Annotated in this window: 28 protein-coding genes; 19 read left to right on the top strand and 9 right to left on the bottom strand. The window is 72.2% G+C overall.

The window, feature by feature from the left end; genetic code table 11:
- Window positions 1-650, bottom strand: a 650-nt coding sequence (locus TR50_RS15895; RefSeq protein WP_042421338.1) for a LysR family transcriptional regulator, incomplete at its 3' end; no start/stop codon positions are given.
- Window positions 651-864: 214 nt separating this feature from the next.
- Here TR50_RS15895 and TR50_RS15890 point away from each other — a divergent pair.
- From TR50_RS15890 to TR50_RS15870, 5 genes are all read left to right on the top strand, one after another.
- Entirely contained in the window at window positions 865-1,734 is an 870-nt protein-coding gene (locus TR50_RS15890) for an SDR family oxidoreductase (protein ID WP_042421097.1), read from the top strand.
- A 42-nt stretch (window positions 1,735-1,776) separates the two neighbouring features.
- Window positions 1,777-2,745 (top strand): alpha/beta fold hydrolase, encoded by a 969-nt coding sequence (locus TR50_RS15885; RefSeq protein ID WP_042421095.1) that lies wholly within the window; start codon window positions 1,777-1,779, stop codon window positions 2,743-2,745.
- Between the two features lie 387 nt (window positions 2,746-3,132).
- Complete coding sequence (locus TR50_RS15880; RefSeq protein ID WP_042421092.1) at window positions 3,133-4,242, top strand: lactonase family protein; 1,110 nt, start codon at window positions 3,133-3,135, stop codon at window positions 4,240-4,242.
- Window positions 4,243-4,445: 203 nt separating this feature from the next.
- Entirely contained in the window at window positions 4,446-5,165 is a 720-nt protein-coding gene (locus TR50_RS15875; RefSeq protein ID WP_236654437.1) for an RNA polymerase sigma factor, read from the top strand.
- Window positions 5,162-5,398, top strand: coding sequence for an anti-sigma factor family protein (locus TR50_RS15870; protein ID WP_042421089.1), 237 nt, complete (start codon window positions 5,162-5,164; stop codon window positions 5,396-5,398). The genes TR50_RS15875 and TR50_RS15870 overlap by 4 nt, the downstream gene beginning before the upstream one ends.
- Before the next feature lie 10 nt (window positions 5,399-5,408).
- On the opposite strand, the gene TR50_RS15865 is transcribed toward TR50_RS15870, so the two are convergent.
- Together TR50_RS15865 and TR50_RS15860 are read right to left on the bottom strand one after the other, a co-directional pair.
- Entirely contained in the window at window positions 5,409-5,639 is a 231-nt protein-coding gene (locus tag TR50_RS15865; protein WP_042421086.1) for an anti-sigma factor family protein, read from the bottom strand.
- 65 nt (window positions 5,640-5,704) lie between these two features.
- A complete protein-coding gene (locus tag TR50_RS15860) occupies window positions 5,705-6,181 on the bottom strand; it encodes a MarR family winged helix-turn-helix transcriptional regulator (RefSeq protein WP_042421083.1) in 477 nt (158 codons plus the stop codon).
- A gap of 43 nt (window positions 6,182-6,224) precedes the next feature.
- Here TR50_RS15860 and TR50_RS15855 point away from each other — a divergent pair, with 43 nt between their 5' ends.
- The 4 genes from TR50_RS15855 to TR50_RS15840 all read left to right on the top strand — a co-directional run bounded on the left by TR50_RS15855 (window position 6,225) and on the right by TR50_RS15840 (window position 9,263).
- Entirely contained in the window at window positions 6,225-7,148 is a 924-nt protein-coding gene (locus TR50_RS15855; protein ID WP_042421080.1) for an alpha/beta hydrolase, read from the top strand.
- Window positions 7,149-7,195: 47 nt separating this feature from the next.
- Entirely contained in the window at window positions 7,196-7,468 is a 273-nt protein-coding gene (locus TR50_RS15850) for a hypothetical protein (RefSeq protein ID WP_042421077.1), read from the top strand.
- Window positions 7,469-7,633: 165 nt separating this feature from the next.
- Window positions 7,634-8,560, top strand: a complete 927-nt coding sequence (locus tag TR50_RS15845) for a helix-turn-helix domain-containing protein (protein ID WP_042421073.1) — start codon at window positions 7,634-7,636, stop codon at window positions 8,558-8,560.
- A 274-nt stretch (window positions 8,561-8,834) separates the two neighbouring features.
- The gene (locus TR50_RS15840) at window positions 8,835-9,263 is read left to right on the top strand and encodes an organic hydroperoxide resistance protein (RefSeq protein ID WP_042421070.1); all 429 of its coding nucleotides are present in this window, start codon (window positions 8,835-8,837) and stop codon (window positions 9,261-9,263) included.
- 127 nt (window positions 9,264-9,390) lie between these two features.
- Here TR50_RS15840 and TR50_RS15835 read toward each other — a convergent pair whose 3' ends face one another.
- Entirely contained in the window at window positions 9,391-10,224 is an 834-nt protein-coding gene (locus tag TR50_RS15835; protein WP_042421068.1) for an SDR family NAD(P)-dependent oxidoreductase, read from the bottom strand.
- Between the two features lie 134 nt (window positions 10,225-10,358).
- Here TR50_RS15835 and TR50_RS48785 point away from each other — a divergent pair, with 134 nt between their 5' ends.
- Complete coding sequence (locus TR50_RS48785; RefSeq protein WP_042421065.1) at window positions 10,359-11,369, top strand: helix-turn-helix domain-containing protein; 1,011 nt, start codon at window positions 10,359-10,361, stop codon at window positions 11,367-11,369.
- A gap of 53 nt (window positions 11,370-11,422) precedes the next feature.
- Complete coding sequence (locus TR50_RS15825) at window positions 11,423-12,172, top strand: GntR family transcriptional regulator (protein ID WP_042421064.1); 750 nt, start codon at window positions 11,423-11,425, stop codon at window positions 12,170-12,172.
- A gap of 287 nt (window positions 12,173-12,459) precedes the next feature.
- Here TR50_RS15825 and TR50_RS15815 read toward each other — a convergent pair whose 3' ends face one another.
- On the bottom strand, window positions 12,460-12,837 hold the full coding sequence (locus TR50_RS15815) for a hypothetical protein (RefSeq protein ID WP_042421061.1): 378 nt from the start codon (window positions 12,835-12,837) through the stop codon (window positions 12,460-12,462).
- Between the two features lie 151 nt (window positions 12,838-12,988).
- Here TR50_RS15815 and TR50_RS15810 point away from each other — a divergent pair, with 151 nt between their 5' ends.
- The 3 genes from TR50_RS15810 to TR50_RS15800 all read left to right on the top strand — a co-directional run bounded on the left by TR50_RS15810 (window position 12,989) and on the right by TR50_RS15800 (window position 15,989).
- Entirely contained in the window at window positions 12,989-14,245 is a 1,257-nt protein-coding gene (locus TR50_RS15810) for a preprotein translocase subunit SecY (RefSeq protein ID WP_042421059.1), read from the top strand.
- An 85-nt stretch (window positions 14,246-14,330) separates the two neighbouring features.
- The gene (locus TR50_RS15805; protein ID WP_042421056.1) at window positions 14,331-14,915 is read left to right on the top strand and encodes a TetR/AcrR family transcriptional regulator; all 585 of its coding nucleotides are present in this window, start codon (window positions 14,331-14,333) and stop codon (window positions 14,913-14,915) included.
- Between the two features lie 60 nt (window positions 14,916-14,975).
- Window positions 14,976-15,989 carry a zinc-binding dehydrogenase gene (locus TR50_RS15800; protein ID WP_236654436.1) on the top strand — a complete coding sequence of 338 codons (1,014 nt, stop codon included), beginning with the start codon at window positions 14,976-14,978 and terminating at the stop codon, window positions 15,987-15,989.
- Window positions 15,990-16,059: 70 nt separating this feature from the next.
- Here the strand turns inward: TR50_RS15800 and TR50_RS15795 are convergent, their stop codons facing one another.
- From TR50_RS15795 to TR50_RS15785, 3 genes are all read right to left on the bottom strand, one after another.
- Window positions 16,060-16,839 (bottom strand): SDR family NAD(P)-dependent oxidoreductase, encoded by a 780-nt coding sequence (locus TR50_RS15795; protein WP_042421332.1) that lies wholly within the window; start codon window positions 16,837-16,839, stop codon window positions 16,060-16,062.
- A gap of 104 nt (window positions 16,840-16,943) precedes the next feature.
- Window positions 16,944-17,639: an alpha/beta fold hydrolase gene (locus TR50_RS15790; protein ID WP_042421049.1), complete on the bottom strand. Its 696-nt coding sequence runs from the start codon at window positions 17,637-17,639 to the stop codon at window positions 16,944-16,946.
- Window positions 17,640-17,780: 141 nt separating this feature from the next.
- Window positions 17,781-18,647, bottom strand: coding sequence for an alpha/beta fold hydrolase (locus TR50_RS15785; RefSeq protein WP_042421046.1), 867 nt, complete (start codon window positions 18,645-18,647; stop codon window positions 17,781-17,783).
- Window positions 18,648-18,919: 272 nt separating this feature from the next.
- On the opposite strand from TR50_RS15785, the gene TR50_RS15780 reads away from it, so the two are divergent.
- A complete protein-coding gene (locus TR50_RS15780) occupies window positions 18,920-19,435 on the top strand; it encodes a CGNR zinc finger domain-containing protein (protein ID WP_042421042.1) in 516 nt (171 codons plus the stop codon).
- 71 nt (window positions 19,436-19,506) lie between these two features.
- Here the strand turns inward: TR50_RS15780 and TR50_RS15775 are convergent, their stop codons facing one another.
- Entirely contained in the window at window positions 19,507-20,151 is a 645-nt protein-coding gene (locus tag TR50_RS15775; RefSeq protein WP_042421039.1) for a TetR/AcrR family transcriptional regulator, read from the bottom strand.
- A 122-nt stretch (window positions 20,152-20,273) separates the two neighbouring features.
- On the opposite strand from TR50_RS15775, the gene TR50_RS15770 reads away from it, so the two are divergent.
- From TR50_RS15770 to nadE, 4 genes are all read left to right on the top strand, one after another.
- Entirely contained in the window at window positions 20,274-21,014 is a 741-nt protein-coding gene (locus TR50_RS15770; protein WP_084700374.1) for an SDR family NAD(P)-dependent oxidoreductase, read from the top strand.
- Window positions 21,015-21,374: 360 nt separating this feature from the next.
- Window positions 21,375-22,349 (top strand): alpha/beta hydrolase, encoded by a 975-nt coding sequence (locus TR50_RS15765; RefSeq protein ID WP_042421036.1) that lies wholly within the window; start codon window positions 21,375-21,377, stop codon window positions 22,347-22,349.
- An 11-nt stretch (window positions 22,350-22,360) separates the two neighbouring features.
- Window positions 22,361-22,957: a molybdopterin-dependent oxidoreductase gene (locus TR50_RS15760; protein WP_042421032.1), complete on the top strand. Its 597-nt coding sequence runs from the start codon at window positions 22,361-22,363 to the stop codon at window positions 22,955-22,957.
- 61 nt (window positions 22,958-23,018) lie between these two features.
- On the top strand, window positions 23,019-23,861 hold the full coding sequence (gene nadE / locus TR50_RS15755) for an NAD(+) synthase (RefSeq protein WP_042421030.1): 843 nt from the start codon (window positions 23,019-23,021) through the stop codon (window positions 23,859-23,861).
- Window positions 23,862-23,875: the final 14 nt, after the last annotated feature.

Raw genomic sequence — 23,875 nt, 5'->3', positions numbered from 1 at the left:
GGGCGGGGGTCGATCCGCCAGAAGGCGCTGGCCAGCGGGTCGGCTCCGCGCACCTTGGGCAGGGGCTCGTCGGCGATGTCGGCCAGGGTGACCGACGTCCGGCCGGCCAGGCGGTGGTCCAGCGGCACCACCAGCACCCGGGGCTCGTCGTAGAGGTCCGTCACGTCGAGCCCGTCGGTGGGAAACGGCAGGCGGGCGACCACGGCGTCCACGCGGTGGTCCAGCAGGACCGGACGTGGCTCGTCCGGCGTCAGTTGCCTGATGTGCACCTCGGCGTCGGGGTGCGCGTGACGCAGTTCGCGCACAGCGGGGGTGACGATGATGCCGGGCGTGTGGCCGATGGTGATCCGGCCGGGCCGGGCGGCGGCCCGCGCAGCGGCCGCGGCGCGGTCGGCGTCGCGCAGCAGCTCTGTGGCCAGCGGCAGGAAGACCTCCCCGGCGTCGGTGAGGTGGTTTCCCTGCGAGGTGCGCTCGAAGAGGCTGACGCCGAGCTGCTGTTCGAGGCGGCGGATCTGGCGGCTCAGGGACGGCTGGGTGGTGTGCAGCGCCTCGGCGGCCCGGCCGAAATGCCCGTACTCGGCCACCGCCGTGAAACACCACACCAAGCGCAGGTCGAAGGCTGCGGCCGGGGACTGCGACGAATCAGGCACATCCTCAGCGTAGCCTCCAGGCAGCCGACCCCACCCGCCTGCGACCGCGGTCGTGACCACCCTGAGCAGGCTCGATACGCGCGGCGTATCGCCTACTGCGAAACATTCATTGGACCCGCGCTGTCGGTGGGGCGCAGGCTGGACGCACCGGCCGGGGCGCGGCAGCAAGCCCCTCGGACCGGTCCTCACCCGTCTGTACAAGGAGTGCTTTTCCATGCGCGTTTTCATCACCGGTGCGACCGGTTTCATCGGCTCCGCCGTCGTCGCGGAGCTCGTCGGCGCGGAGCATCAGGTCCTCGGGCTCGCCCGCTCCGACGCCTCGGCGGCCACCCTGACCGCCGCCGGAGCCGAGGTCGTCCGCGGCACGATCGAGGACCTCGACGTGCTGCGGGACGCCGCGGCCGAGTCCGACGGGGTCGTCCACCTCGCCTTCGGCCACGACCTTACGCAGCACCAGGCAGCGGCGGACGCCGAGTTGGCCGCGGTCGAGACGTTCGGCGAGGCCCTCGCCGGCACCGACCGGCCCCTGGTCATCGCCTCCGGCGGCCCGGTGGGCACCGAGCGGGACACCCCGCCCGCCTCGGGCAGCCCCCGGATCGCGGGCGCCCGGGCCGCACTCGCCCTGGCGGATCGCGGCGTGCGCTCGTCCGTCGTCCGGCTCGCCCCGACCGTCCACGACGAGGACACCTGCGGCATGGTCCAGATGCTGATCGGCACCGCCCGCGAGAAGGGCTTCTCCGGCTACCTCGGCGACGGGGCCAACCGCTGGCCCTCGGTCCACCGGCTCGACGCCGCACGTCTGTTCCGCCTCGCCCTGGAGCAGGCCCCCGCGGGATCGGTCCTGCACGGCGTCGGCGAGGAGGGCGTGCCGCTGCGGGCGATCGCCGAGGCCGTCGGAGACCACCTGGACGTCCCGGTCAAGGCCGTTGCGGCCGAGGACGCCGCCGCCCACTTCGGCTTCCTGGCCCGCATCCTCGGCAACGACATGCCGGCCTCGAACGCGCTGACCCGCGAACTGCTGGACTGGCAGCCGGTCCACCCCGGGCTCCTTCAGGACCTGGAGCAGGGCCGCTACTTCGGCTGAGGATCCGCCCAACCCGGCACCACCATCAGAGGGGAAAGACCGATGCCGCACTACGGACCCGACAGTCCCGACACCACGTACGTCCCGCACGCGTACCCGGAGGCGAGGTTCGACACCGGCGAGGTGGCCGTCAACCACGCCACGACCGGCTCCGCGGACAACCCGGCCCTGGTGCTCATACCGCCCCAGGGCACCTCCTGGTGGACCTACGAGGCGGCCATGGCGCTGCTGGCCGACGACTTCGAGGTCTTCGCCGTGGACCTGCGCGGGCAGGGGCGCTCCACCTGGACCCCGGGGCGCTACACCGTCGACAACATGGGCAACGACCTGGTCCGGTTCATCACCGGACGCGTCAGGCACCCGGTCGTCGTCGCCGGCAACTCCTCCGGCGGCCTGGTCGCCGCGTGGCTGTCCGCGTACGCGCCGCCCGGCATGATCCGCGGCGCCTACCTCGAGGACGCGCCGCTGTTCTCCGCGGAGATCCGACCGGCCTACGGCCAGGGCACCAGCCAGGTCGTCGGCCCCATGCACCAGCTCATCAGCAAGTACCTGGGGAACCAGTGGTCGGTCGGCGACTGGCAGGGATTCCTGCGGGCGCTGCCGCGCGAACTGCCCCCCGCGCTGCTTCGAGGTCTGGCGGAGATGTCCGGCCGCTCGGGCGGCTACTTCGGCGGCGACGAACCACCGCAGAGCATGAAGGAGTACGACCCCGAGTGGGCCCGCGCCTTCTGGACCGGTTCCGCCACGGCCTCCAACGACCACGCCCGCATGCTCGCCGCGGTCAGGGCTCCTGTCCTGCTCGCCCACCACTACCGCGCCGTCGACGAGGAGACCGGAACCCTCCTGGGAGCCGTCTCCGACCTCCAGGCCCGCCAGGTGCAGCGGATCATCACCGAGGCCGGGCAGCGGTGCGACTACCGGTCCTTCCCCGATGCGGCCCACGCCATGCACGCGCACGACCCGCAGTTGTACGTCGAAACCCTGCGCGGCTGGGCCTCGACGCTCGACTGACAGGAGCACGCGTCGGCGTGGACGCGGCCGCCGGCCCCCGCCCGGAGGTCGCGCGCCGGGCCGGACCCTGGTCCGGCGGCGACCTGGGTGCGGGAGTTCAATCCGCGAACGCGGCCACCTACGACCTGGACGAGTCGCTCATGCGGGTCCCGGCGGGCTGCTCTGCCGGCATCAGCGTCCACCCCCGGGGTCCTGGCCCACCTCGAACAGGTCACTCCGGCTGCCAGGTCCAAGCATCGACCGCGCCCGTCCCCCGCGAAGCGGGATACCTCCGTAGCCGCCACGGCGTCCCACTCCCTCCTCCGGACGGGATCCGCTGTAACGGATCTGCCTCCACCACGCACTGAGACATCGTCATCGATCCACGAAGTCATCGGAGGCTTCCCCTTGAACGCCAAGAACGCGTTGTCCTGCGCCGTCGTGGCCGCCTGCGCCGTCGGCGCGATCACCGTCGCCGCGCCCGCCCGGGCGGCCACGGGCGCGGGCGCGGTCGCGCACGCTCACGCCCCGCGCACCACCACGGTCTACACCGAGACCAACGCCGCCACGGGCAACGCGATCCTCGCCTACCGTGCCGACGGGTCGTCCGTCGGCCGCTTCGCGACCGGCGGCGCCGGCAACGGCGGCGGCCTCGGATCGCAGGGCGCGGTCACGGTCGCCGACCACGGTCGGACCCTGTACGCCGTCAACGCCGGTTCCGACACCGTCTCGCGGTTCTCGATAGACCGTCACGGCTCGCTCCACCTGGAGGGAACCACGCCCACCGGCGCCGGGCCGGTCAGCGTCGCGTCCCGCGGCGACCGGGTCTACGTCCTGGGCCAGAGCACGGTGACCGCCTACCGGCGTCTCGGCGGACGGCTGGTCGAGTTCGGCCGGCAGTCCCTGTCCGCCGGGGCGGCCGGGGCGGCGCAGGTCGCGGTCGTGCCGGACGGGGACGCGCTGCTGGTCACGGAGAAGGGCTCCAGCACCATCGACGTGCTGCCGCTCGACTCGGCCGGGGCGCCCGGTCCCGCGTCGTCGGTTCCCTCGGTCGGCCAGACCCCGTTCGGGTTCGCGTTCGGGCGGGGCGGCACGGCCGTGGTCTCGAACGTCGGCGCCGGTGCGGGCGCCAGCTCGGCCAGCGCGTACCGGTACCGCTCGCACGGAACGCTGCGGAACACGGCGGCCGCCGTCCCCGACGGGCAGACGGCCGCGTGCTGGGTCGCCGTCGGCGCCGACGGCCGCACCGCCTACGTCGAGAACGCCGGATCGGGCACGGTCTCGACCTTCGCCGTCGGCGCCGACGGCTCGCTGCGGCTGCTCGACGCGACCGCCGCCACCCCGGGCGGCCACGTGGGCGACGCCACCGTCTCGGGCGGTGCGCTGTGGATCCTGGACAACAAGGACGGCCGCATCGACGGTGTGCCGCTGACCGCGGACGGGACGCCGGGAGAGCCGACCGTCACCGTCACCGGGCTTCCTGCCAGCTCCGCCGGCATGGCGGCCGTCACGCGCTAGCCGGCCCTGCCCAGGTGTGCCGCGGGCTCCCCCGCGTAGGCGGGGCGGGGGCCCGCGGCACACCTGCCACCGTTCCGGTGTTGCGAACCGGGCAGCCCTGGACGGTGTTTGACTTCTTACCAGTGTCTTCCGCGAGCACCGGGGCCCGGACGGGATGGGTATCGTGCGGTGAGCACCCCTGTACCCGACCTCGAGGAGCCTTCGTGGCACGCGATGTCCCCCTGCCGCCCGACGACGAGCTGGTCGAGCGTCTTCGCGGCGGGGACGAGGCGGCCTTCGGGCTCGTCCTGGACCTCTGGTCACCGTCGATGCTGCGCCTGGCCCGCTCGTTCGTGTCCACGAACGCGACGGCGGAGGAGGTGGTGCAGGAAACCTGGCTCGCCGTCGTCCGGGGACTCGCCCGGTTCGAGGGGCGGGCCTCGCTCAAGACCTGGGTGTTCCGCATCCTGGTCAACACCGCCAGGACCCGCGGGGCGAAGGAGAGTCGCACCCTGCCGTTCAGCAGCCTGCTCCCCGAGGACGAGGGACCCACCGTCGACCCGTCGCGGTTCCGGCCCTCCGACGATCCCCACCCCGGCCACTGGAACCCCGGGCAGCAGCCGCAGCCCTGGATGCTGCCGGAGGACGCCGCCCTGAAGAGCGAGGTCCGCGCCGTCCTCGCCGAAGCCCTGGGCGCGCTCCCCGACCGCCACCGCATCGTGGTGACGCTGCGAGACATCGATGGGCACAGTTCCGACGAGGTCTGCGAGCTGCTCGACATCTCCCCCGGCAACCAGCGCGTCATCCTGCACCGGGCCCGCGCCGCGGTGCGCGCCAGGCTCGAAACCTACTTCGCCACCGCCACCGCCACCACCGCCACCAGCACCGCCGCCGCCAGTACCGCCGCCGCCAGTACCGCCGCACAGCGCCGGGGCGCGCCATGACCTGCTCCGAACTCGCCGAACTCGTCACCGCCTACCTCGACGGCGCGTTGGACGAGAGGTCCGAGACGCTCCTGGTCGTCCATCTGGACGGCTGCCCGGCCTGCCGGACCTTGCTGGATCAGCATCAGCAGACCGTCCGACTCCTCGCGCCGGCGGCGTCGGAGCCGTCGCCGGTGTCGGCTCCGGCGTGCCGGGACGCCTTGCTGGCCGCGTTCCGCGACTCGTCTCGCTGAGGCGGCGCCGCTACCCGCGCCGAAATCCACGGAAGGCGGTCAGCAGCTGGTCCTTCGCCTGTTCCGAGAGACTGTCCGCCGGGAGCACGCCGAGGGTGTCGATGGTCTGCCGGAACTGTTCCAGATACGCCTCGCATCCCTCGCAGGCGGCGAGGTGCTCGACGAAACGGGCTTCGTCGGCCTCGGGCAGGGCGCCGTCGAGGAAGTCCGTGACCAGCTCGACGAACTCGTCGCAGTCCACGCGATCCCATCCCTTCATGCCGCAGGCCCGTGCCACGAGGGTATCGCCTCCGGCGTCGACGCCCCTCAGCCTGTGGGCATCCCGATCTGACGGCGTTCCAGCTCGGAGCGCAGCTTTGCGAGGGTGTGGACGGCAGCCGCCGCCGAGGCGTCGTCGAGTGCGCCTCCGACCAGCTCGGCAAGCCCCCGGGTGAAGGTCTCCTCCGCCGCTTCGATGAGCCGCGAACCGTCGTCGGTCAGGGCGAGCAGCGAGGAGCGGCGATCGGACGGGTTCGGCTGCCGGACGACCCGCCCCTGCTTCTCCAGGCGGTCGACGCCCTTGCTGGTCGCGCCGACGCCGACCGCGAACTCGGCGGCGAGGTCCGCGACCCGGGATCCGGGGTGGTCGCGCAGGTAGCGCAGCAACTCGAACTGTGAGGTGACGATCCCGTGCCGCTCACGCAGCAGGTCGTTGAGCGCGTTGTACAGACGCGTCTCGCATCGGACCAGATCGGCGAAGAAGCCGGGGACGTCGATCTGTCCGCCGCTTGATTTATATGCCACGGCATATAGTGTAATGGAATCTACTGAGGACGGGAGCACAGCCATGAGCACGGAACAACGGGCCCGGGTCGACGCGATGATGCGACAGCCGCGACCGGAGGGCCCCCGGTCGGTGGAGGCGCTCCGCGCCGGATTCAAGGCGCTGATGGCTCAGATGATCGTGCCCGGCGGCCTCCGCACCACGCACACGACGCTCGGCGGCCGACCGGCCCTGCGCGTGGAGCCGGAAGCCGGGCCGCGCGCGGGGACGATCCTGTACTTCCACGGCGGCGGCTTCGTGTTCGGCTCCCCTGAGACGGCCTTGTCGCTGACGGGACAGCTGGTGGCCAGGACGGGCCTCGGGGCGTACTCGCTGGAGTACCGGCTCGCCCCCGAACACCCCTTCCCGGCTGCGATCGAGGACGCCCTGAGCGCCTACCGCGACCTCCTCGACAACGGAACGGACCCTTCGGCCATCGCGTTCGCCGGCGACTCGGCCGGCGGCGGACTCACCGTCACCACCTGCCTGGCCGCGCGGGACGCGGGCCTGCCGCTGCCCGCCGCCATCGTGGCGTTCTCCCCTGGCCTGGACGCCACCCGCACGGGCGAGAGCATGGACGCCAAGCACGGCGTCGACCCGGTCTTCACCCGTCAGGCCCTCGAACACACCGGGGCCATGTACCTCGCCGGAGCCGACCCGCACCAGCCGCTGCTCAGCCCGGCCGTCCTCGCCGACCTGACCGGCTTCCCCCCGCTGCTGCTCCAGGTGGGCACGAACGAGGTCCTGCTGGACGACTCCACGCGCCTTGCCGCGCGCGCGAGGGCGGCCGGGGTGGACGTCGTCCTGGACGTCACGGCCGACGTGCCGCACGTGTTCCAGGCGTTCGCCGGCGTTCTGGACGAGGCGGACGAGGCCCTCGACCGGGCGGCGCTCTTCCTGGGCCAGCGTCTGAACGCCGGGTGCACGGCGCACGCATCCGCGGAGTAGGGGCGGCTCCAGCCCCGCCGGCCACGTCCGGACGGACGACGAGGTGCGTGTGGTCGTCCGCTTCCGCCGCTCCGGCGAGACCGACCGGGGCGACAGCGCCCAGCTGGGCGCCGGAACTCGCCGCCCTCGTCACCGCCGCCCACCCCGAAGATGCGGAGACCGCGCTCGCGCGGCACGAGCAGGCCATGTTCGCCCGTGCCGAAGCCGTCGAGGCGGACGACGACATGTACGCACGCATGATCGACGACAACGCCCCTCACAGCACCCTCGCCCTGATGACCGGAGGAACCGAAACGCTGTCAACCGCTCCCCGATCGTGACCCCATGCCTGCCTCGGCGGAGGAATCGGAGCCCGGGCCCCGGCGGTGGGTCGGCCCGGACGTCTGATCCGGTGGTGCAACCGCGCCCGGAACCGGTCCGACGGGCAGCAGCCTGACCCTGGCAGGGGCAGGCACGTCCGCTGGGGCCGCTTGATACTGAACGACATGACCGCCAGAACCTACGGCACGTCACCACTGGGCGAATTCCTCGCCAGTCGACGCGCCCAGCTGACACCGGCCGCTCTGGGCCTGCCGGACTACGGCGACCAGCGTCGGGTCCCCGGGCTGCGCCGCGAGGAGGTGGCCCAACTGGCCGGGGTCAGCGTCGCCTACTACACCCGGCTGGAGCGCGGCGTCTCGCTCAACGCCTCACCGCAGGTGCTGGACGCCCTGGCCGGCGCGCTGGGGCTGGACGAGGCCGAGCGGCGGCATCTGCACGGTCTGTCCAGTGACGGACGGCAGCGAACGCGACGTCGGCGCCGACCCGCCGAGCAGGTCACGGCGGCGATGCGGCAGTTGATGGACGCCTTCGGGGACGCGCCGGCGATCCTGCTCGGCCGTCGGTCGGACGTCCTGGCCTGGAACCCGAGCGGGCACGCGCTGTTCGCCGGCCACCTGGACCCCGACAGCCCGAAGCGGGCGGGCGAGCGCCCGAACACGGCGAAGCTGGTCTTCCTCGACGCCCACACGCGCGAGCTGTACGGCACGGACTGGCCGAGGAAGGCCAGGGACGTCGTCGGCAAGCTGCGGGCGGCGGTCGGCGAGGACCCCGACGATCCGGGACTGGCCTCACTGATCGGCGAACTGTCCATGGGCAGCCCGCAGTTCGCCGCGCTGTGGGGCGAGCATCGGGTCCGGGCCTGGGACCTGGCCGAGTACCGGATGTGCCATCCCCTGGTCGGGGCGATGGACGTGCTCCAGCACTCGCTCCCGGTCCCACGAGCGGCGGGTGTCCGGCTCGTCGTGGTCACCGCGGCGCCCGGCTCGGACGCGCAGGCGGCCCTGCGACTCCTGTCCCACGCCACCTCGCCCGGCACCCTCGGTCACCCGATGTCGGCGATTCCCACCGATCCCGCCGACCGGGGCGTCTAGCCGACCCAGCCCGGCCCTACCGCGCCTCCCGCCTCCCGCTTCCCGCTTCCCGCTTCCCGCTTCCCGGGGCCGACGCCCCGCGCGCCCCCCGCGCCCCGCGGCCCCCGCGCCGCGCCGCGTCGCGCCGTGATGAGGCGTGCCCGAAGCCGCCGCGCCCGCCCGCTCACAGGTCGCGCCCAGCGGCTTCCCCAGACGTGGGTCGGCACCGACCGACCCACCGGCATCCACCCGCAGGAAACAGCACCATGCACACGCAACGAAGGAGTACGACACCATGTCCACCACCACGCTCTACACCACCGAGGCGACCTCGACCGGCGACGGCCGCAACGGCCACGTCCGCACCCTGGACGGCGTCCTGGACGCGGACCTGACGGTCCCGAAGGAGATGGGCGGCCCCGGCGGCGGGAAGACCAACCCGGAGCAGCTGTTCGCCGCCGGGTACGCGGCCTGCTTCCACAACGGCCTGCGCATGATCGCGGCCGAGCAGAAGACCCCGGTCACCGGCTCGACGGTCACCGCCGAGGTCGCCCTGCTGGCCGTCGAGGACGGCCGGTTCACGCTGGCCGTCGCACTCACCGCGCACCTGCCCGGCCTGGACCAGGCGGTGGCCGACCAGCTCGTGCAGGCCACCCACCGGGTCTGCCCGTACTCGAACTCCACCCGCGGCAACATCGAGGTCTCGCTCAAGGCGACCGTCTGAGCGGGGGCAGCACCAGGCGGGGGCGGCCGGCAGGGAGACGACCGGCCGCCCCCGCGCGCGCCGAACCGCGACGACGGCGCACCCACGCTCAGGCCGCTACCGAGGGAGGGAGCCGCCGCCCTGGGTTTCAGTCCAGCCAGGCGGACATGGCGGCGACGGCGCGGTCGCCGTCCAGGTCGGCCAGGGAGAGACCGACGGAGTCCACTGCCGCCTGTGAGGTCTGCCAGCGGAAGCGGGGCTCGCCGGTGGTGGCCGCCTCGACGACGACCGCGGCCGCTTCCGTGGCCGGCTGCGCGCGGGCGAGTTCCGCGTGGACGGAGCGCAGGAAGCACTCCGCCAGGTCCTGGTAGGGGTCGCCGGGTGAGGCGAGTGCGGCGGTGTCGGTGTTCTCACCGATGTTGGTGGCGACGAAGGCCGGTTGGACCACGCTGACCGCGATCCCGTAGCGGGCCGCGACCGGCGCCAGGGACTGCATCAGCCCCTCCAGGGCGAACTTGGACGCGCAGTAGGCGTCGAGGAAGGGCTCGCCGACCGCCGCGCCGTTGCTGGTGACGCTGACGATGCGGCCGGACCCGCGCGCCCGCATCGACGGCAGGACGTGACGGGTGAGCGCGGCGGCGCCCAGGAGGTTGACGTCCAGCGCCCGCTGCAGGGCGTCTTCGCCGAGCTGTTCCAGCGTCCCGGCGATGCTCAGTCCGGCGTTGTTGACCAGGATGTCGACGGGGCCGAACTCGGCGGCGACGGCGTCCAGACAGGCACGGGCACCGTCACGGTCGCTCACGTCCAGGGTCCGCACCGTCAGGTCGACTCCGTGCAGGTCGGCTTCGGCCAGCAAGGCCGCGGCCCGGGTGGTGTCCCGCATCGTGGCGACGACGTGGATCCCCTTCCGGGCGAGGCCCACGGCGGTGTGCAGACCGATTCCGCTGGACGTGCCGGTCACGACGGCTGTCTTCTGGGTCATCTCGCTGTCCTCACGTGATCGTCCGGGGGAGACGGGATTGCCGTCACCGCCACAGGCTAGGAAGATCAGACGGCGTGGGCTTGGACGGAAGCGCCATCGTGACGGAATATCAGCGCCATGGGGCGGTGCGGTGGATGAACACAGCGGGCTCGGTCGCCAACGGATCCTTCCGTCTTGATTCCAGCCGTCCAGGCGCTGCACCGGAGGCGTTCGACGCGTTCCTGGACAAGTGGCGGACGCAGGTCGGGGACGGCTTCCCGATGCCGAACTTCAGCGCCGACACGGTCGGTGACTTCCGGGTCAAGGCCCGCGCCGCCCGGATCGGCGACGTGGCGCTCACCGAGATGAGCATGCCGTCCGCGCTGCGGACCGAGGGCCCGTTGGGCGGGGCCGAGGACCAGGTGCGCCTGTACGTCGTGCGGCGCGGCGGGTGGACGCTGGCCGGCTCGGCCCGCGAGGGAGGGCACACCGTGGCGGCCGGCCAGGTCCTGCTGCGGCACGTGGGACGGCCCGTGCACTTCGAGACGGCACCGGGCACCACGGCCAAGGTGCTGGTCCTGCCCTCCGGCGTGCTCGCACCGCTGCTCGGCAACCGGAGCCTCACCGGCCCCGCCGACGCAGCCGAGGTGAGGCTGCTGGCCGCCCACGCCGACATGGTCCACACGACCAGCGGCGGCCTGGGCCCCGCCGGCCTGCGGGCCGCCCACAGCACACTGATCGAACTGGCCAAGGCCGTGGCCCTCGGCCGTTTCGACGACGTGGAACCGCGCCTCGCGCCCGCGCTCGCCCAGGCGGCCAAGGACGTCGCCGACGAGATGCTGGCCGATCCGGAGTTGTCAGCCACCACACTGGCGCACCGACTGAACGTCTCGGTCCGCACCCTGCACCGGGCCTTCGCGGCAACCGAGGAGTCGGTCAGCGCCTACATCCGGCGCCGACGACTCGAGGAGGCCCGACTCGCCCTCTCCACCGCGCACGAGCGCCTGAGCGTCTCGGAGCTCGCCGCCCACTGGCACTTCGCAGACAGCAGCCACTTCACGCGCGCTTTCAAGCGCCACTACGGACAGACGCCCACCGACTACGTCCGCACCGCCGCCGCGCAAGGACCCCGGCGCCCCTGGCAGGGGCAGGCCGCGGGTCTGTGAAAGACTGCTGGCCAGCAGTCTTTCACTTCAGCCCCACCGTACTCGGAGGAGCGATGGCGCAGGCCGGTTACCAGCGCGTCGCGCACCAGCTGCGTCTGGACGTCGCGTCGGGCCTGTGGGCCGCCGACCAGGCCCTGCCCTCCCAGGCGCGCCTGGCCGGGCACTACCAGGCCGGTGAGGGCGTCGTCCGACGCGCGCTTGCGCTGCTCGCGGACGAGGGGGTCCTCCAGAAGGCCGAGAGCGGCGGCGCCTTCCTGGTGCTGGGCGTTCCGCAGGTCATGCCCATGGTGCGCCCCTGGCCTCACGAGCGCACCCGACCCGCGCTCGGTGTCTCCCCCGCCCACCGGCCCGACCCGGCCGCGTGGGAGCAGGGTGCCGCCGCGCGGACTCCGGCCCCGGTGGAGGTCGCGGCCGCGCTGGAGACAGCGCCGGGCGCGCCGTGCTGGCGCTCCGAGCGCTGGTACGCCCACGACGGCCGGCGTCTGGCCTGCTCGGTGACCTGGACGCCCTTGCCCGCCCTCGGGTCGGTCGCGCCGCGGGACGGCGCGGCCGACTCGCAGGCGGCGGCGGACCTTCAGGTGGCGAGCCGCCCCCTGGTCACCTCCCACGTGACCGAGTCTCCTCGTCCGGTTCTCCTCGACTCCGGCCAGGCTCGCGAACTCGGCGCGGTGGCGGGCAGTCTGGCCACCTTGATCCAGCGCGTCGTCTACGACACCGGCGCCCGTCCCGTCAGGGTCGTCGAGGACCTCGTTCCGGCCCAGCACTGGCGCATCGTCTACCGCGTCCCCCACCGCCGCCACTGAGCCCGGTCCTGCGGTCCGATCTTCCAGGCCTACGGATGCCTGCCTGCCGCCCACCTTCGCCGACGAGGGCCTGCGCGCCGCCGTGGAGCCCCGCGAACGCTTCCCAGGGCTCGCGGTCCTCGTACTGTCGCAGTACGTCGAACCGCTCTACGCAGGGGAGTTGCTCGCCGACGGAGCGGGCGCGGTCAGCTACCTGCTCAAGGACCGGGGGTGCGCCGAAGGGTGGGAGGGTCAGCACCTCCGGCGCGGGCGCCCGGCGGCGACAGCCGACGCCGGTCAACCGATGATCAGTTGGGCACACCGGTACGGCAGGTGACCGAGGTCCAGCCCGACTCCGTGTCTCCGAGGCTGTCAGTGATGATCATGCCGATCTCGTAGGTGTCCCCCCTGCCGCAGACGAAGCTCAGGTAGTCGCTCGTGCTGGAGGTGGACGTGACGTAGTTGACGGTCCAGGCCCATGTGTCGGCACCGACTCCGAAGGAGGAAGCCGTGTTGCACTCGACCTCTCCCCGGGTCTGATTGATGGCGTCCGAGAAGCAGGAGATGAAGGGCGTGGCGGCCGGGCGCGGCACTGCCTGTGCTGCCGGGGCCGCCATCACCACGGCGGCGGCCACAGCCGTACCGAGGGAGAGGACGGCGGCGGAGGATCGTACGGTGCGGCGCATGGGCTCTCCTGGTGTCCGTACCTGCAGAGTGAGGGTGTACCAAAGTGCTTGGTGCAAGCGCGCGGAGGCAGTTTGACAGGCAGCCATCAATCCGTACAGACAGCAACGCGCCTCTGCCAGGATGAGGTCGGTCGGTACGTGGACGCGTGGCTTGGGGGGCGACGTGCTGTCGTGGTGGTCTCAGATCGTTCGGCTCGCCGAGGTCCGGCGCCGTGCCGGGTTCACTCTGGCCGCGGTCGTGCTGTTCCGGCTCGGCCAGTACGTGCCGCTGCCGGGCGTCGACGTCCACGCGGCCCAGAACCATCAGGCCTTCTCCGGTGCCGTGAAGGTTCTGATGGGCGACGCCCTGCCTGGCTTGTCGGTGTTCGGGCTGAGTATCTTCCCGGTCGTGACCGCCCGGCTGTTGCTGGACCTGGCCGTGATCACGGTCCCGCGGTTGGGTGCGCTGGCCCGGGAGGGCTCGGTGGGAGCGGCCGCGGTCGCGCGGATGGCAAGGGTGGCGACCGTGCCCGTGGCGCTGCTCATGGCCTGGGCCGTCGTCACGGTGGGCCGGGACCACGGGTTGCTGCGGGCAACCGGCACGGGCGCGGTCGCGGTGGACGTCTTGTGCCTCGCGGGTGGGGCGGTGGCGACGATGGGGTTGGCTGAGTGGGTGAGCCGGCGCGGGCTCGGCAACGGCTACGCCGTCCTGGTGCTCGTCCAAGTGCTGGCGGTGCTGCCGGGAGAGTTCTGGGCAGTCCGCGAGCACCGGGGACTGCTCCCCTTCGTCGCCCTGCTGTTCCTGGGGCCGTTGACGTTCATGGGGCAGACCTTCGTGGAACGCGCCGAGCGCGCCGTCCCCGTGCAGTACGCCAAGCGCATGATCGGCACTCGGCCGTCCGGGGGCGGCCCCGCCCACATTCCGGTGGAACTCGGCGACTTGGACGCTCCGGTCACCTTCTCCGCGTCGCTTCTCTACTGGCTCGCCCTGGTCGCGCAACTGCTGCCGCACAGCGGCTGGACCGGCGCGCTGCGGGACCGCCTGCTGGCCGAGGGGTCGACGGGGTACCTCGTCCTGCTGACTGTTCTGATTCTCTTCCTCACCGCCTTCTATGCAGCCTTGGAGTTCCAACCGGACTCGATAGCCGACGAGTTGAAACAGGTCGGCGGCTTCGTGCCCGGCATCCGGCCGGGACGGCCGACAGCGGAGTACCTGGGCTACGTCCAGCACCGGTTGACCTGGCCCCGCGCCGTCGCGGTCGCCGCACTGGCCCTGGCGGTCGTGGGGATCTCCCGGCTTCTCGGCGGCGAGTCGGCCTTTCCGTTCGGCGGCGAGGCGATCTTCATCGCGGCCGCGCTCGCCGCAGAACTCCTGGGGAACATGGAGGCCGTCCGCCTCCGGCGCGCCGCCGTGGCTTACCTGCGCTGAACAGCTCGAGACCGGACGGGCGCCTTCCGGGAGTTCGGCGAAGTCCCCACTTGTTCTTGAATGGTCACTCATGTATTTTCGTGGCATGCCCAGACCCCGCGAGTTCGAACCCGACACGGTCGTGGACCAGGCCATGCTGCGGTTCTGGTGGCAGGGGTACCGGGCCACGTCGGTGGAGGATCTCGTCAAGGCCACCGGCGTGAAGCCCGGCAGCCTGTACAGCGCGTTCCCCGGCGGCAAGCACACGCTGTTCCTGAAGTCCCTGGAGCGATACTCCAAGCTCGTCGTTCCGCAGAAGCTGGGCGAACTCGAGTCGCCCGACGCCGGCCTCGCCGAGCTGCGCGGATACTTCGACGGCCTGGTGAGCGATCTGCTGAGCCCGGAGGGCCGGCAGGGATGCCTGCTGGTGAACACCGCCATCGAGAACGCCGCCGAGGACGACGAGGCCGCCGCCGTCGTGCGCGGCCATCTCGCCCGCCTCGAACGGTGCATGACCACCGCCCTCGGCCATGCTCGCGACCGGGGCGAGGTGCGTGCGTCGGTCGACCCGGCCGGCGGCGCGAAGGTGCTGGTCGCGACCTGCCAGGGGCTGATGGTCGTCGGCAAGGCGAACCCCGACGCGACCATGCTGCGCGCCATCGTCGACAACGCGTTCGCCGTGCTCGCCTGAGGCTCGACTCCTCGGGGCCACCGCATCCTGCGGTGGCCCTTCTTTCGGACCAATAGTTGAATGACCACTCAAGAATGGATGCCGCCCATGAAGGCCGTCGTCATCTCCGCCTACGGCGCCCCCGAGGTGCTGACCGTCACCGATCTGCCCGACCCGGTGCCCGCGCCGGGCGAGGTCCTGATCCGGGTCAAGGCCTTCGGCCTCAACCATGCCGAGGCGTACATGCGCGCCGGAGCCTGGGGCGAGGTCGCAGCCGTCCCCGGCATCGAGTGCGCCGGCCTGGTCGAGGCGGACCCCTCCGGTCGCCTCGCCCCCGGCACCCGCGTCGTAGCGATCCTGGGCGGCATGGGCCGCACGCGCAACGGCAGCTACGCCGAGCTGGTCACGGTGCCGGCGGCCAACGTGTCCGTGGTGGCCCCGTCCCTGCCCCTGGACTGGGCCGAGCTGGCGGCCGTTCCCGAGGTCTACGCGACAGCCTGGTACGGCCTGTTCGGCAACCTGAGCCTGCGTCCGGGCGAGCGGGTCCTGGTTCGCGGCGCGACCTCGTCCCTCGGCCAGGCGGCGGTGAACCTCGCCGTGGACCACGGCGCGCGGGTCCTGGCCACCACCCGGAACCCCGCGCACGCGCCGCTCCTGAAGGACATCGGCGCGGAGGACGTCCTCATCGACGACGGCCGGCTGGCCGCGCAGGTCGGCCGTGCCGCCACACCGGTCGACGCGCTCTTCGATCTCGTCGGCAACAGCGTGCTCCGCGACTCCCTGGCCACGGTCCGCCCGCGCGGCCGGGTCTGCCAACTGGGCTTCCTCGGCGGCTTCGACCCGGTACCCGACTTCGACCCCGTCGCCGATCTCCCCACCGGCGTGCAACTCAGCTTCTTCGGCAGCGCCTTCGTCCTCGGCACCCCCGAATTCCCGTTCGCTGACGTCCCCCTGGACGCGATCTACGCCAAGGTCGCATCAGGAGCCTTCCGGGCCCGCCCGGTCAGGGTGTTCCGCTTCGACCAGATCGTCGAGGCCCACCGCATCATGGAAGCGGGCTCCGCCCTCGGCAAGATGACCGTCACCGTCGACTGACCGCCCGAGGAGGAGAGCCGCACCGGGAGCAGGACCCGCCGTGAACGGCACCGCGGGCCCCGCGGTGCCGTCACCCGCCGGCGATCGGGCCGAGGTAGGTGCCGCCCGAGACGTCGATGGTCTGGCCGGTCACCCAGCGGCCCTGCGGGCCCGCCAGGAAGCCCACGACATCCGCGACGTCCTCCGGCTCGCCGATCCGTCCGAGCGCCGTGATCGACTCGAGTCCGGCCACGGCCTCGGGGGCGCCGGTCCACCCGGCGGTCATGTCGGTCAGCACCACGCCGGGTTCGACGGTGTTCACGGTGATGCCCCGTCGGCCCAGTTCGTTGGCGAGCGAGGGGCTGAGCGCGGCCAGCGCCGCCTTGGTGACGGTGTAGCCGATCTGGAGGGGGTTCGCGATCCGGGTGGCCGCCGAGCCCACGTTGACGATCCGTCCGCCGTCCCGCAGCAGCGGCAGCGCCCGCTGGACCACGAAGACCGGCGCGCTCACGTTGACCGCGAGCAGCCTCTCGAACTCCTGCTCGCCGAGCTGCCCGATCGAGCCGACCGAGTGGATTCCCGCATTGTTGACCAGGATGTCCAGGCCGTCGGCGCCGTGGTCCGCCAGCCCTGCGGTCAGCCCCTCGAACAACCGGTCCACCGCGCCGCTCTCGCCGAACCTGGCCTGCACCGCGAACGCCCGCCCGCCGGCTTTGCCGATCAGCCCCACGGCCTCCGCGGCGGCCGCCTCGTCGCCGCCGTAGTGGACCGCGACCAGCGCCCCGTCGGCTGCGAGTCGCAGGGCGACCGCGCGCCCGATCCCGCGCGAGCCGCCCGTGACCAGTGCGGTCCTGCCGTCCAACTCCCCCACGATCGCCACTCCCCTCCCATGCGCCCCCGCCGATCCAGACCTTCGCGTCCGACCGGAAGCACCCCTGGAGGCACTGTAGGTGAGGATCGACGACGGGTCTTCGACTACAGGGTCTTCCTTGTCTGCTGCACGACTTCGAGGAGGAGCTCGGCGACGATGTCCGGCGCGGTCACCAGCGGCGCGTGGTCCACGTCGTGCGCCCGCACGGTGGCGCCCATGCGCTCGGCCATGAAGCGCTGGTTCTCGGCCGGGATCATCCGGTCCTGCTCGGCGAGCAGGTACCAGGTGGGGAGGTCCTTCCACAGCGGTCGACCCACCGGGGTGCTGATCGCGGCAGCGGAGATCGGCCGCTGGACGGCGCCCAGCAGAGCCTGCTCCTCGGCGGTGGCCAGGTGCGCGAACGCCTTGGGGAACGCCTCGTCGGGCAGCCAGACGAGTCCGTGTTCGTTGGGCGTGAGAGCCGGCGCGTCGGGGTGCGGGGCGACGCGCGTGAAGACCTCGCCGACGGTCTCGCCCTCGGCCGGTGCGAGCGCCGCGACGTAGACCAGGGCGCGGACGCTGTCCGCCGTGGTCGATCCGATCACGCCGCCCGCGTAGGCGTGGCCGGCGAGGACGACCGGGCCGCCCACGTGCTGGAGGGTGTCCTCCAGTGCTGCCACGTCGTCCTGAAGGGAGGTCAGCGGCAGCGGCGCGGCGACAGCGCGGACGCCCTGGGCCTGGAGTCGGGTGATGACCTTGTTCCAGCTGGAGCCGTCCGCCCATGCGCCGTGGGCGAGTACGACCGTGATGTCCGCGGACATGCGTGGGACTCCTCGGGTGTCAGAGCTGGTGGCACGCGCGTTCGCGCGGGCCGTGAGTGGACCGTGAAGGGGTGTCGGACCCGGGCGACCCCGCGGGACGTGTCCCTGGCGGTCCGGTGGCGGTGCGGGGCTAGGCAGGCCCTAGAACTCGACCTTCGCGAGGAAGGTGCGGATCGCCTCGGCGATCTCGGTCGCGTGGGTCTCCAACGCGAAGTGGCCGGTGTCGAGGAGTCGGACCTCGGCGTCGGGGTTGTCGCGCGTGAACGCCTCGGCGCCTTCGGGGAGGAAGAAGGGGTCGTTGCGTCCCCAGATCGCCAGGAGCGGGGGCGTGTGGGTGCGGAAGTACCTCTGGAAGGTCGGGTACAGCTCGACGTTCGACGCGTAGTCACCGAACAGGTCCAGCTGGATCTCGTCGGCACCGGGCCGCGCCAGGTAGTAGTTGTCGAGGCTGTAGCCGTCCGGGGACACCGACGCGGGGTCGGGCGTGCCGTGGGTGTACTGCCAGACCGTGGTCTCCGGAGCCAGGAAGGCCCGCAGGGCCTCGCGGTTGGCCTCGGAGCGGTCCTGCCAGTAGGCCCGGATGGGCGTCCAGCCGTCGCTGAGCCCTTCCTCGTAGGCGTTGCCGTTCTGGGAGATGATCGCGGCGATCCGCTCGGGGTGCGCCGCCGCGAGCCGGAAGCCGGTGGGGGCGCCGTAGTCGAAGACGTAGACGGCGAACCGGCGCAGCTCGATGGCTTCGGTGAAGCGGTCGATCACCCGGGCGAGGTTGTCGAAGGTGTAGTCGAACTCGTCGCGCCCGGGCATGTCGGACTGGCCGAAGCCGGTCAGGTCCGGGGCGACGACCCGGTAGCGGTCCGCCAGCAGCGGGATCAGGTCGCGGAACATGTGGCCGGCGCTCGGGAACCCGTGCAGCAGCAGGACCGCGGGAGCGTCCCGCGGCCCGGCCTCCCGGTAGAAGACCTTCAGTCCGTCGACGTCGACCGATCGGTAGGTGGCAGCGATGCCCATGTCACTCGGCTCCTTCGCCTCGCGTTCTTCGTGGACAAGGCTGAGTCAAGCACCGGCTTCCTAACCTGTCAACCACGTTTTAATGGTTAGACAGAAGGCCGCGCGCGACGCCGGGACCTCGGTCCGGACACCCTCCTGACACAGCGCCTTGCGCAGGCACGCCGCCCTGTGCTAACCATCAATGTCGGGTTTCATGGTTAGCCTCGAAGGTGCGACGCGAGCTGTCGGGTCGGCCGGCCGGCCGCCCGTGGCGAGGAGGGGCGAGGAGGGCGATGAGCGAGCGCGAGCGGCAGGACACTCTGCTGGAGCTGCTGAACACGACACCGCTGGACGGCAGCGGACGCCCGACGGATCTGCTGGCCGAACCCCAGGCGGCCAAGGTGTGGCAGCGAGCCCACGGCGGCACCGGTACGGCCGCGGAAAGGCGGCACCTGGTGCAGGCCCGGGACGCCCTTCAGGCCGTGGTGCGGGGCACTGCGCCTGTGACCGCCCTGTCGCCGCTGCTGGACGGCGTCACATCCCACCCGAAGGTGTCCCCCGAGGGGATCGCCTGGGAGATGGACGTTCCCCGCGGACGGGAGCTGGCCGTGCGCGCGCTGGTCACCTGGAGTTCGGTGCAGGAGACGATGCCGGGGAGGCTGCGGCCCTGCGCCAACCCCGAGTGCCGGCGCTTCCTCCTGGACCGCAGCAAGCCCAACAAGGCCCGCTGGTGCTCGATGGCCGTGTGCGGCAACCGGATGAAGGTGCGCCGCCACTACGAGCGGTCCCACGACGCGGGCGCCGTGTAGCCCTCGGTAGGGCGACCACCTCCGGCCGGGCGCCGAAGCCGGGTCCGGGTCCGGGTCCGGTCAGGCGCGGGTCAAGGTCGGCCGGACGACGGCACGGCCGCCGTCGTGTGGGCCTGGACGTGGTCGATCATGGCGTCGAGGGTGACCCGCAGGGGGCGGACGTCGCGGTGGATCTGGGCGAGGAGCAGGCCGCCCTGAAGCGCGGCCAGGACGGTCAGGGCCAGATCCTCCGGATCGGCGGTCAACTCGCCGCGCTCGTGCATGGCGCGCAGGCCGCCGCGGATGCCTGACTCCCAGCGCAGGAAGGATCCCGAGACCGCGGCACGGGCGGCGGGGTCGACCTCGGCGAGTTCGCTGCCGAGCGAGCCGATCGGACAGCCGCCGCGGCATTCGAGGTCGCGCTGGTGCTGGACGATGAAGTCGCACCAGGCGCGTAGCCCGTCGACGGTGTCGAGGCGGGCGAGCATCGGCTCCTGGTCGCCGACGACGCGCTCGTCCTGGTAGGCGATCACGTCCATGATCAGGGCCTGCTTGTCCGCGAAGTAGTGGTAGAGCTGCGAACTGCTGGCGCCGGACGCGGCCTTGACGTCCTCCATGGTGGTGCCGGCGACGCCGCGGTCGAGCATCAGCTGGGCCGCGGCCGCGACGATCCGCAGCCGGGTCTGCTCGCCCTTGGGGGTCAGCTTTCTCGGCTTCGTGGCGGTGCGCGTCGTCATGGCTCCATTGTAGTCATTTTTTTGGATTGGACATTCCATTTTTTCGGGCGAATAGTGGATCGCGCAAGCCAGTCCGGGGCTCCGGCCGGAGCCTCGAAGGTCTTTCCTTTTGGAGGTTCGCCATGGAGTTCTCCGGCAAGGTCGCCCTGGTGACCGGCTCGACCAGCGGCATCGGCCGGGCCATCGCCCAGACCCTCGCCGCCCGCGGCGCCCACGTCCTGGTCTCCGGACGCAACGCGGAGCGCGGCGCGGAGACCGTGGCCGCGATCCGCGCCGAGGGCGGCAAGGCCGACTTCCTGCCCGCCGACCTGCGCGACGCCGACTCCGCCAGGGAGCTGGCCCGCCGCGCCACCGAGACCGGAGGCCACGTGGACGTCCTGGTCAACAACGCCGGCCTGGGCGCGTTCGGCCCCACCACCGCCACCACCGAGGCCGACTTCGACGCCATGTTCGCGGTCAACGTCAAGGCCCCCTACTTCCTGACGGCCGCTCTGGCCCCCGCCATGGCCGAACGCGGAGGCGGCGCGGTGGTGAGCGTCTCCACCATGGTCGCGGGCTTCGGCATGCCCGGCATGGCGCTCTACGGCTCGACCAAGGCGGCCGTGAACCTGCTGACGAAGTCGTGGGCGGCGGAGTTCGGCCCGCAGGGCGTGCGCGTGAACGCCGTCGCCCCCGGCCCGGTCCGCACCGAAGGCACCGCGTCCATGGGCGACGGCCTGGACCAACTCGCCTCCCAGGCCCCGGCCGCACGCGTCGCCGACCCGTCCGAGATCGCCGCCGCCGTCGCCTATCTCGCCGGCGACGAGGCCTCGTTCGTCCAGGGCGTGGTCCTGCCGGTCGACGGCGGCCGCGCCGCCGTCTGAGACCCACCCGCACCACCCGCACCACCCGCACTGCTGCCGCCGGGGCGACGGCGCACCGGATCGACCCGTGCGACCGCCCCGCCGCAGCGGACCCGGCGAGGACCGAGGGCGGCCCCTGGCCGTTCCGCTGCGCCCGCCCACCGTGGTCGACCGCAACGTCTGCACGGGGCAGAACCCCGCCTCCTCCGAGCAGTTGGAGCCGATCCACGACCGTGGGCGGCGGTCGCCCGTCCCCCGGGCGGTTGCGCCTTCCAGCCAGGGAACGAACGATGGGACGTGAGGATTCTCGTCCCGGGGGACCGCCGGCCGCGGCGGCAACGCCGTGCAACCGGGCACGCCTGTGCCCGCGATGGAGTCCACATGACCGAGCTGCCTCCCCCCATCACCCCCTACCTCGAACCCGCCGCGAAAGCGCTGGCGGAAGCCACCGACCCGCACCCCCGCATCTACGAGGTCCCGCCCGAGAAGGGCCGGGACATCCTGCTCAGCCTGCAGGTCGACCCCAGCGTGCCCCGCCCGGACGTCGACGAGGAGTGGGTCGAGGTCGACGCCGGCGAGTGGGGCAAGGTCCGCACCCGCATCATCCGCCCCCGGGGGTCGACCGGGCCGCTGCCGGTCGTCTTCTACATCCACGGCGCGGGCTGGGTCTTCGGCGACGACCGGACCCACGACCGTCTCTTCCGCGAACTCACCGTCGGCGCGGGCGCCTCGGGCGTGTTCCCCGTCTACGACCGCGCGCCGGAGGCGAAGTACCCCACCCAGGTCGAGCAGAACTACGCCGTCGGCCGGTGGGTTCTGGAGCACGGCGCGGAGCACGGCCTGGACACCTCCCGCGTCGCGGTCGCCGGCGATTCGGTCGGCGGCTGCATGTCCACGGTGTTCGCGCTGATGAACAAGGAGCGCGGCGGGATCGACCTCAAGGCCCAGGTCCTGCTCTACCCGGTGACCAACGCCGACTTCGACACCCCCTCCTACCTCCAGTTCGCCGAGGGCTACTACCTCACCCGCGACGGCATGAAGTGGTTCTGGGACGCCTACCTCCCGGACCCGGCCGGACGCGCCGAGCCGCACGCCTCCCCGCTCCGGGCACCGCTGGAGCTGCTGCGCGGGCTGCCCACCACGCTGGTCATCACCGACGAGGCCGACGTGCTGCGCGACGAGGGCGAGCAGTACGCCAACCGGCTGCGCGAGGCGGGCGTCGACGTCACCTCGGTCCGGGTGGCCGGCATGGTCCACGACTTCCTCCTGCTGGACAGCCTGCGCGACACCCGCGCCGCGAACATCGCCCGCCACATCGCCGTCGACGCCCTGCGGACGGCGCTGCACGGCGGCTGAAGGAGCCCGGCGTGAGTGTGACCCCCGGCTTCCGCGGCCGCAGAGGATTCGACCTCGGCCGCCTGCCTCCCGGCCAGTACCCGACCGAGGACTTCCCCGTCCTGTCGGCCGGACCCACTCCGCAGATCGACACCGCGGACTGGCGGCTGACCGTGACCACCGAGACCGGCGAACGCAGCGTGTTGACCTGGCCCCGACTGATGGCCCTGCCGCAGCACGACATCACCGCCGACCTGCACTGCGTCACCCGCTGGTCCAAGTTCGACACGCACTGGCGCGGCGTCGCCGTCGAGGACGTCATCGACCGGGTCGGCACGGCCGCCGACTTCGTGATCGCCCACAGCTACGGCGGGTACAGCACCAACCTGCCCCTCGAAGACGTCCTGGACGGTCGGGCCTGGATCGTCCACACCTTCGACGGCTTCGCGCTGTCACCCGAGCACGGCGGGCCGGCCCGCCTGCTCGTGCCCCACCTGTACCTGTGGAAGTCGGCCAAGTGGATCAACGGGCTGACGCTCAGCGACGTGGACGAGCCGGGCTTTTGGGAGTCGGCCGGCTACCACAACCACGGCGACCCCTGGCGCGAGCAGCGCGAGTGGAAGGACTGACGACCGGGGCGCTTCCCCCTGAGGATCCGCAGGCCGGGCCGCCAGAAGGTACCGTACGCGGATGACGTACGTACGAGAGCAGATCCTCGCCGAGCTCGGCGTCCAGGCGACGATCGAGCCCAAGGTCGAAATCCGGCGGCGGGTCGACTTCCTCAAGGACTACCTGCGGTCGACCCCGGCCAAGGGCTATGTGCTGGGGATCAGCGGCGGCCAGGACAGCTCGTTGGCCGGCAGGCTGTGCCAACTGGCCGCCGAGGAGTTGCGTGCCGAGGGGCACGAGTCCACCTTCGTCGCGGTTCGGCTGCCCTACGGAGTGCAGGCCGACGAGCACGACGCGCAGATCGCGCTGGGGTTCATCCGGCCTGACCGGTCGGTCACGGTGAACGTCAAGCCGAGCGCGGACGCGGTGAGCGCCGAAGCGGCGCTGGGTCTGCGGGAGCTGCTGGGCGCAGAGCCCACGCTGCGGGACTTCGTGCGCGGGAACATCAAGGCCCGCGAGCGCATGGTGATCCAGTACGCGATCGCGGGGCAGCTGAACCTGCTCGTCGTGGGCACGGACCACGCGGCCGAGGCCGTGACCGGCTTCTTCACCAAGTTCGGCGACGGCGGTGTCGACATGACGCCGCTGACCGGACTGACCAAGCGCCAGGGCGCGGCGCTGCTCCAGGAGCTGGGCGCCCCTCCGAGCGTCTGGGAGAAGGTCCCGACCGCCGACCTCGAGGACGACCGGCCCGCGCTGCCCGACGAGGTGGCACTCGGCCTGACGTACACCCAGATCGACGACTACCTGGAAGGCGCCGACGTCGCCCCGGAGGTGGCCGCGAAGCTGGAGTCGGTCTACCTCGCGACGCGGCACAAGCGCGCCGTCCCGGTCACCCCGCTCGACGGATGGTGGCGGGACTGATCCCGCGATCGGGC

It is taken from the genome of Streptacidiphilus anmyonensis (assembly GCF_000787855.1).
Taxonomy (GTDB): Bacteria; Actinomycetota; Actinomycetes; order Streptomycetales; family Streptomycetaceae; genus Streptacidiphilus; species Streptacidiphilus anmyonensis.
This window is presented reverse-complemented; position numbering and strand designations above follow the sequence as displayed.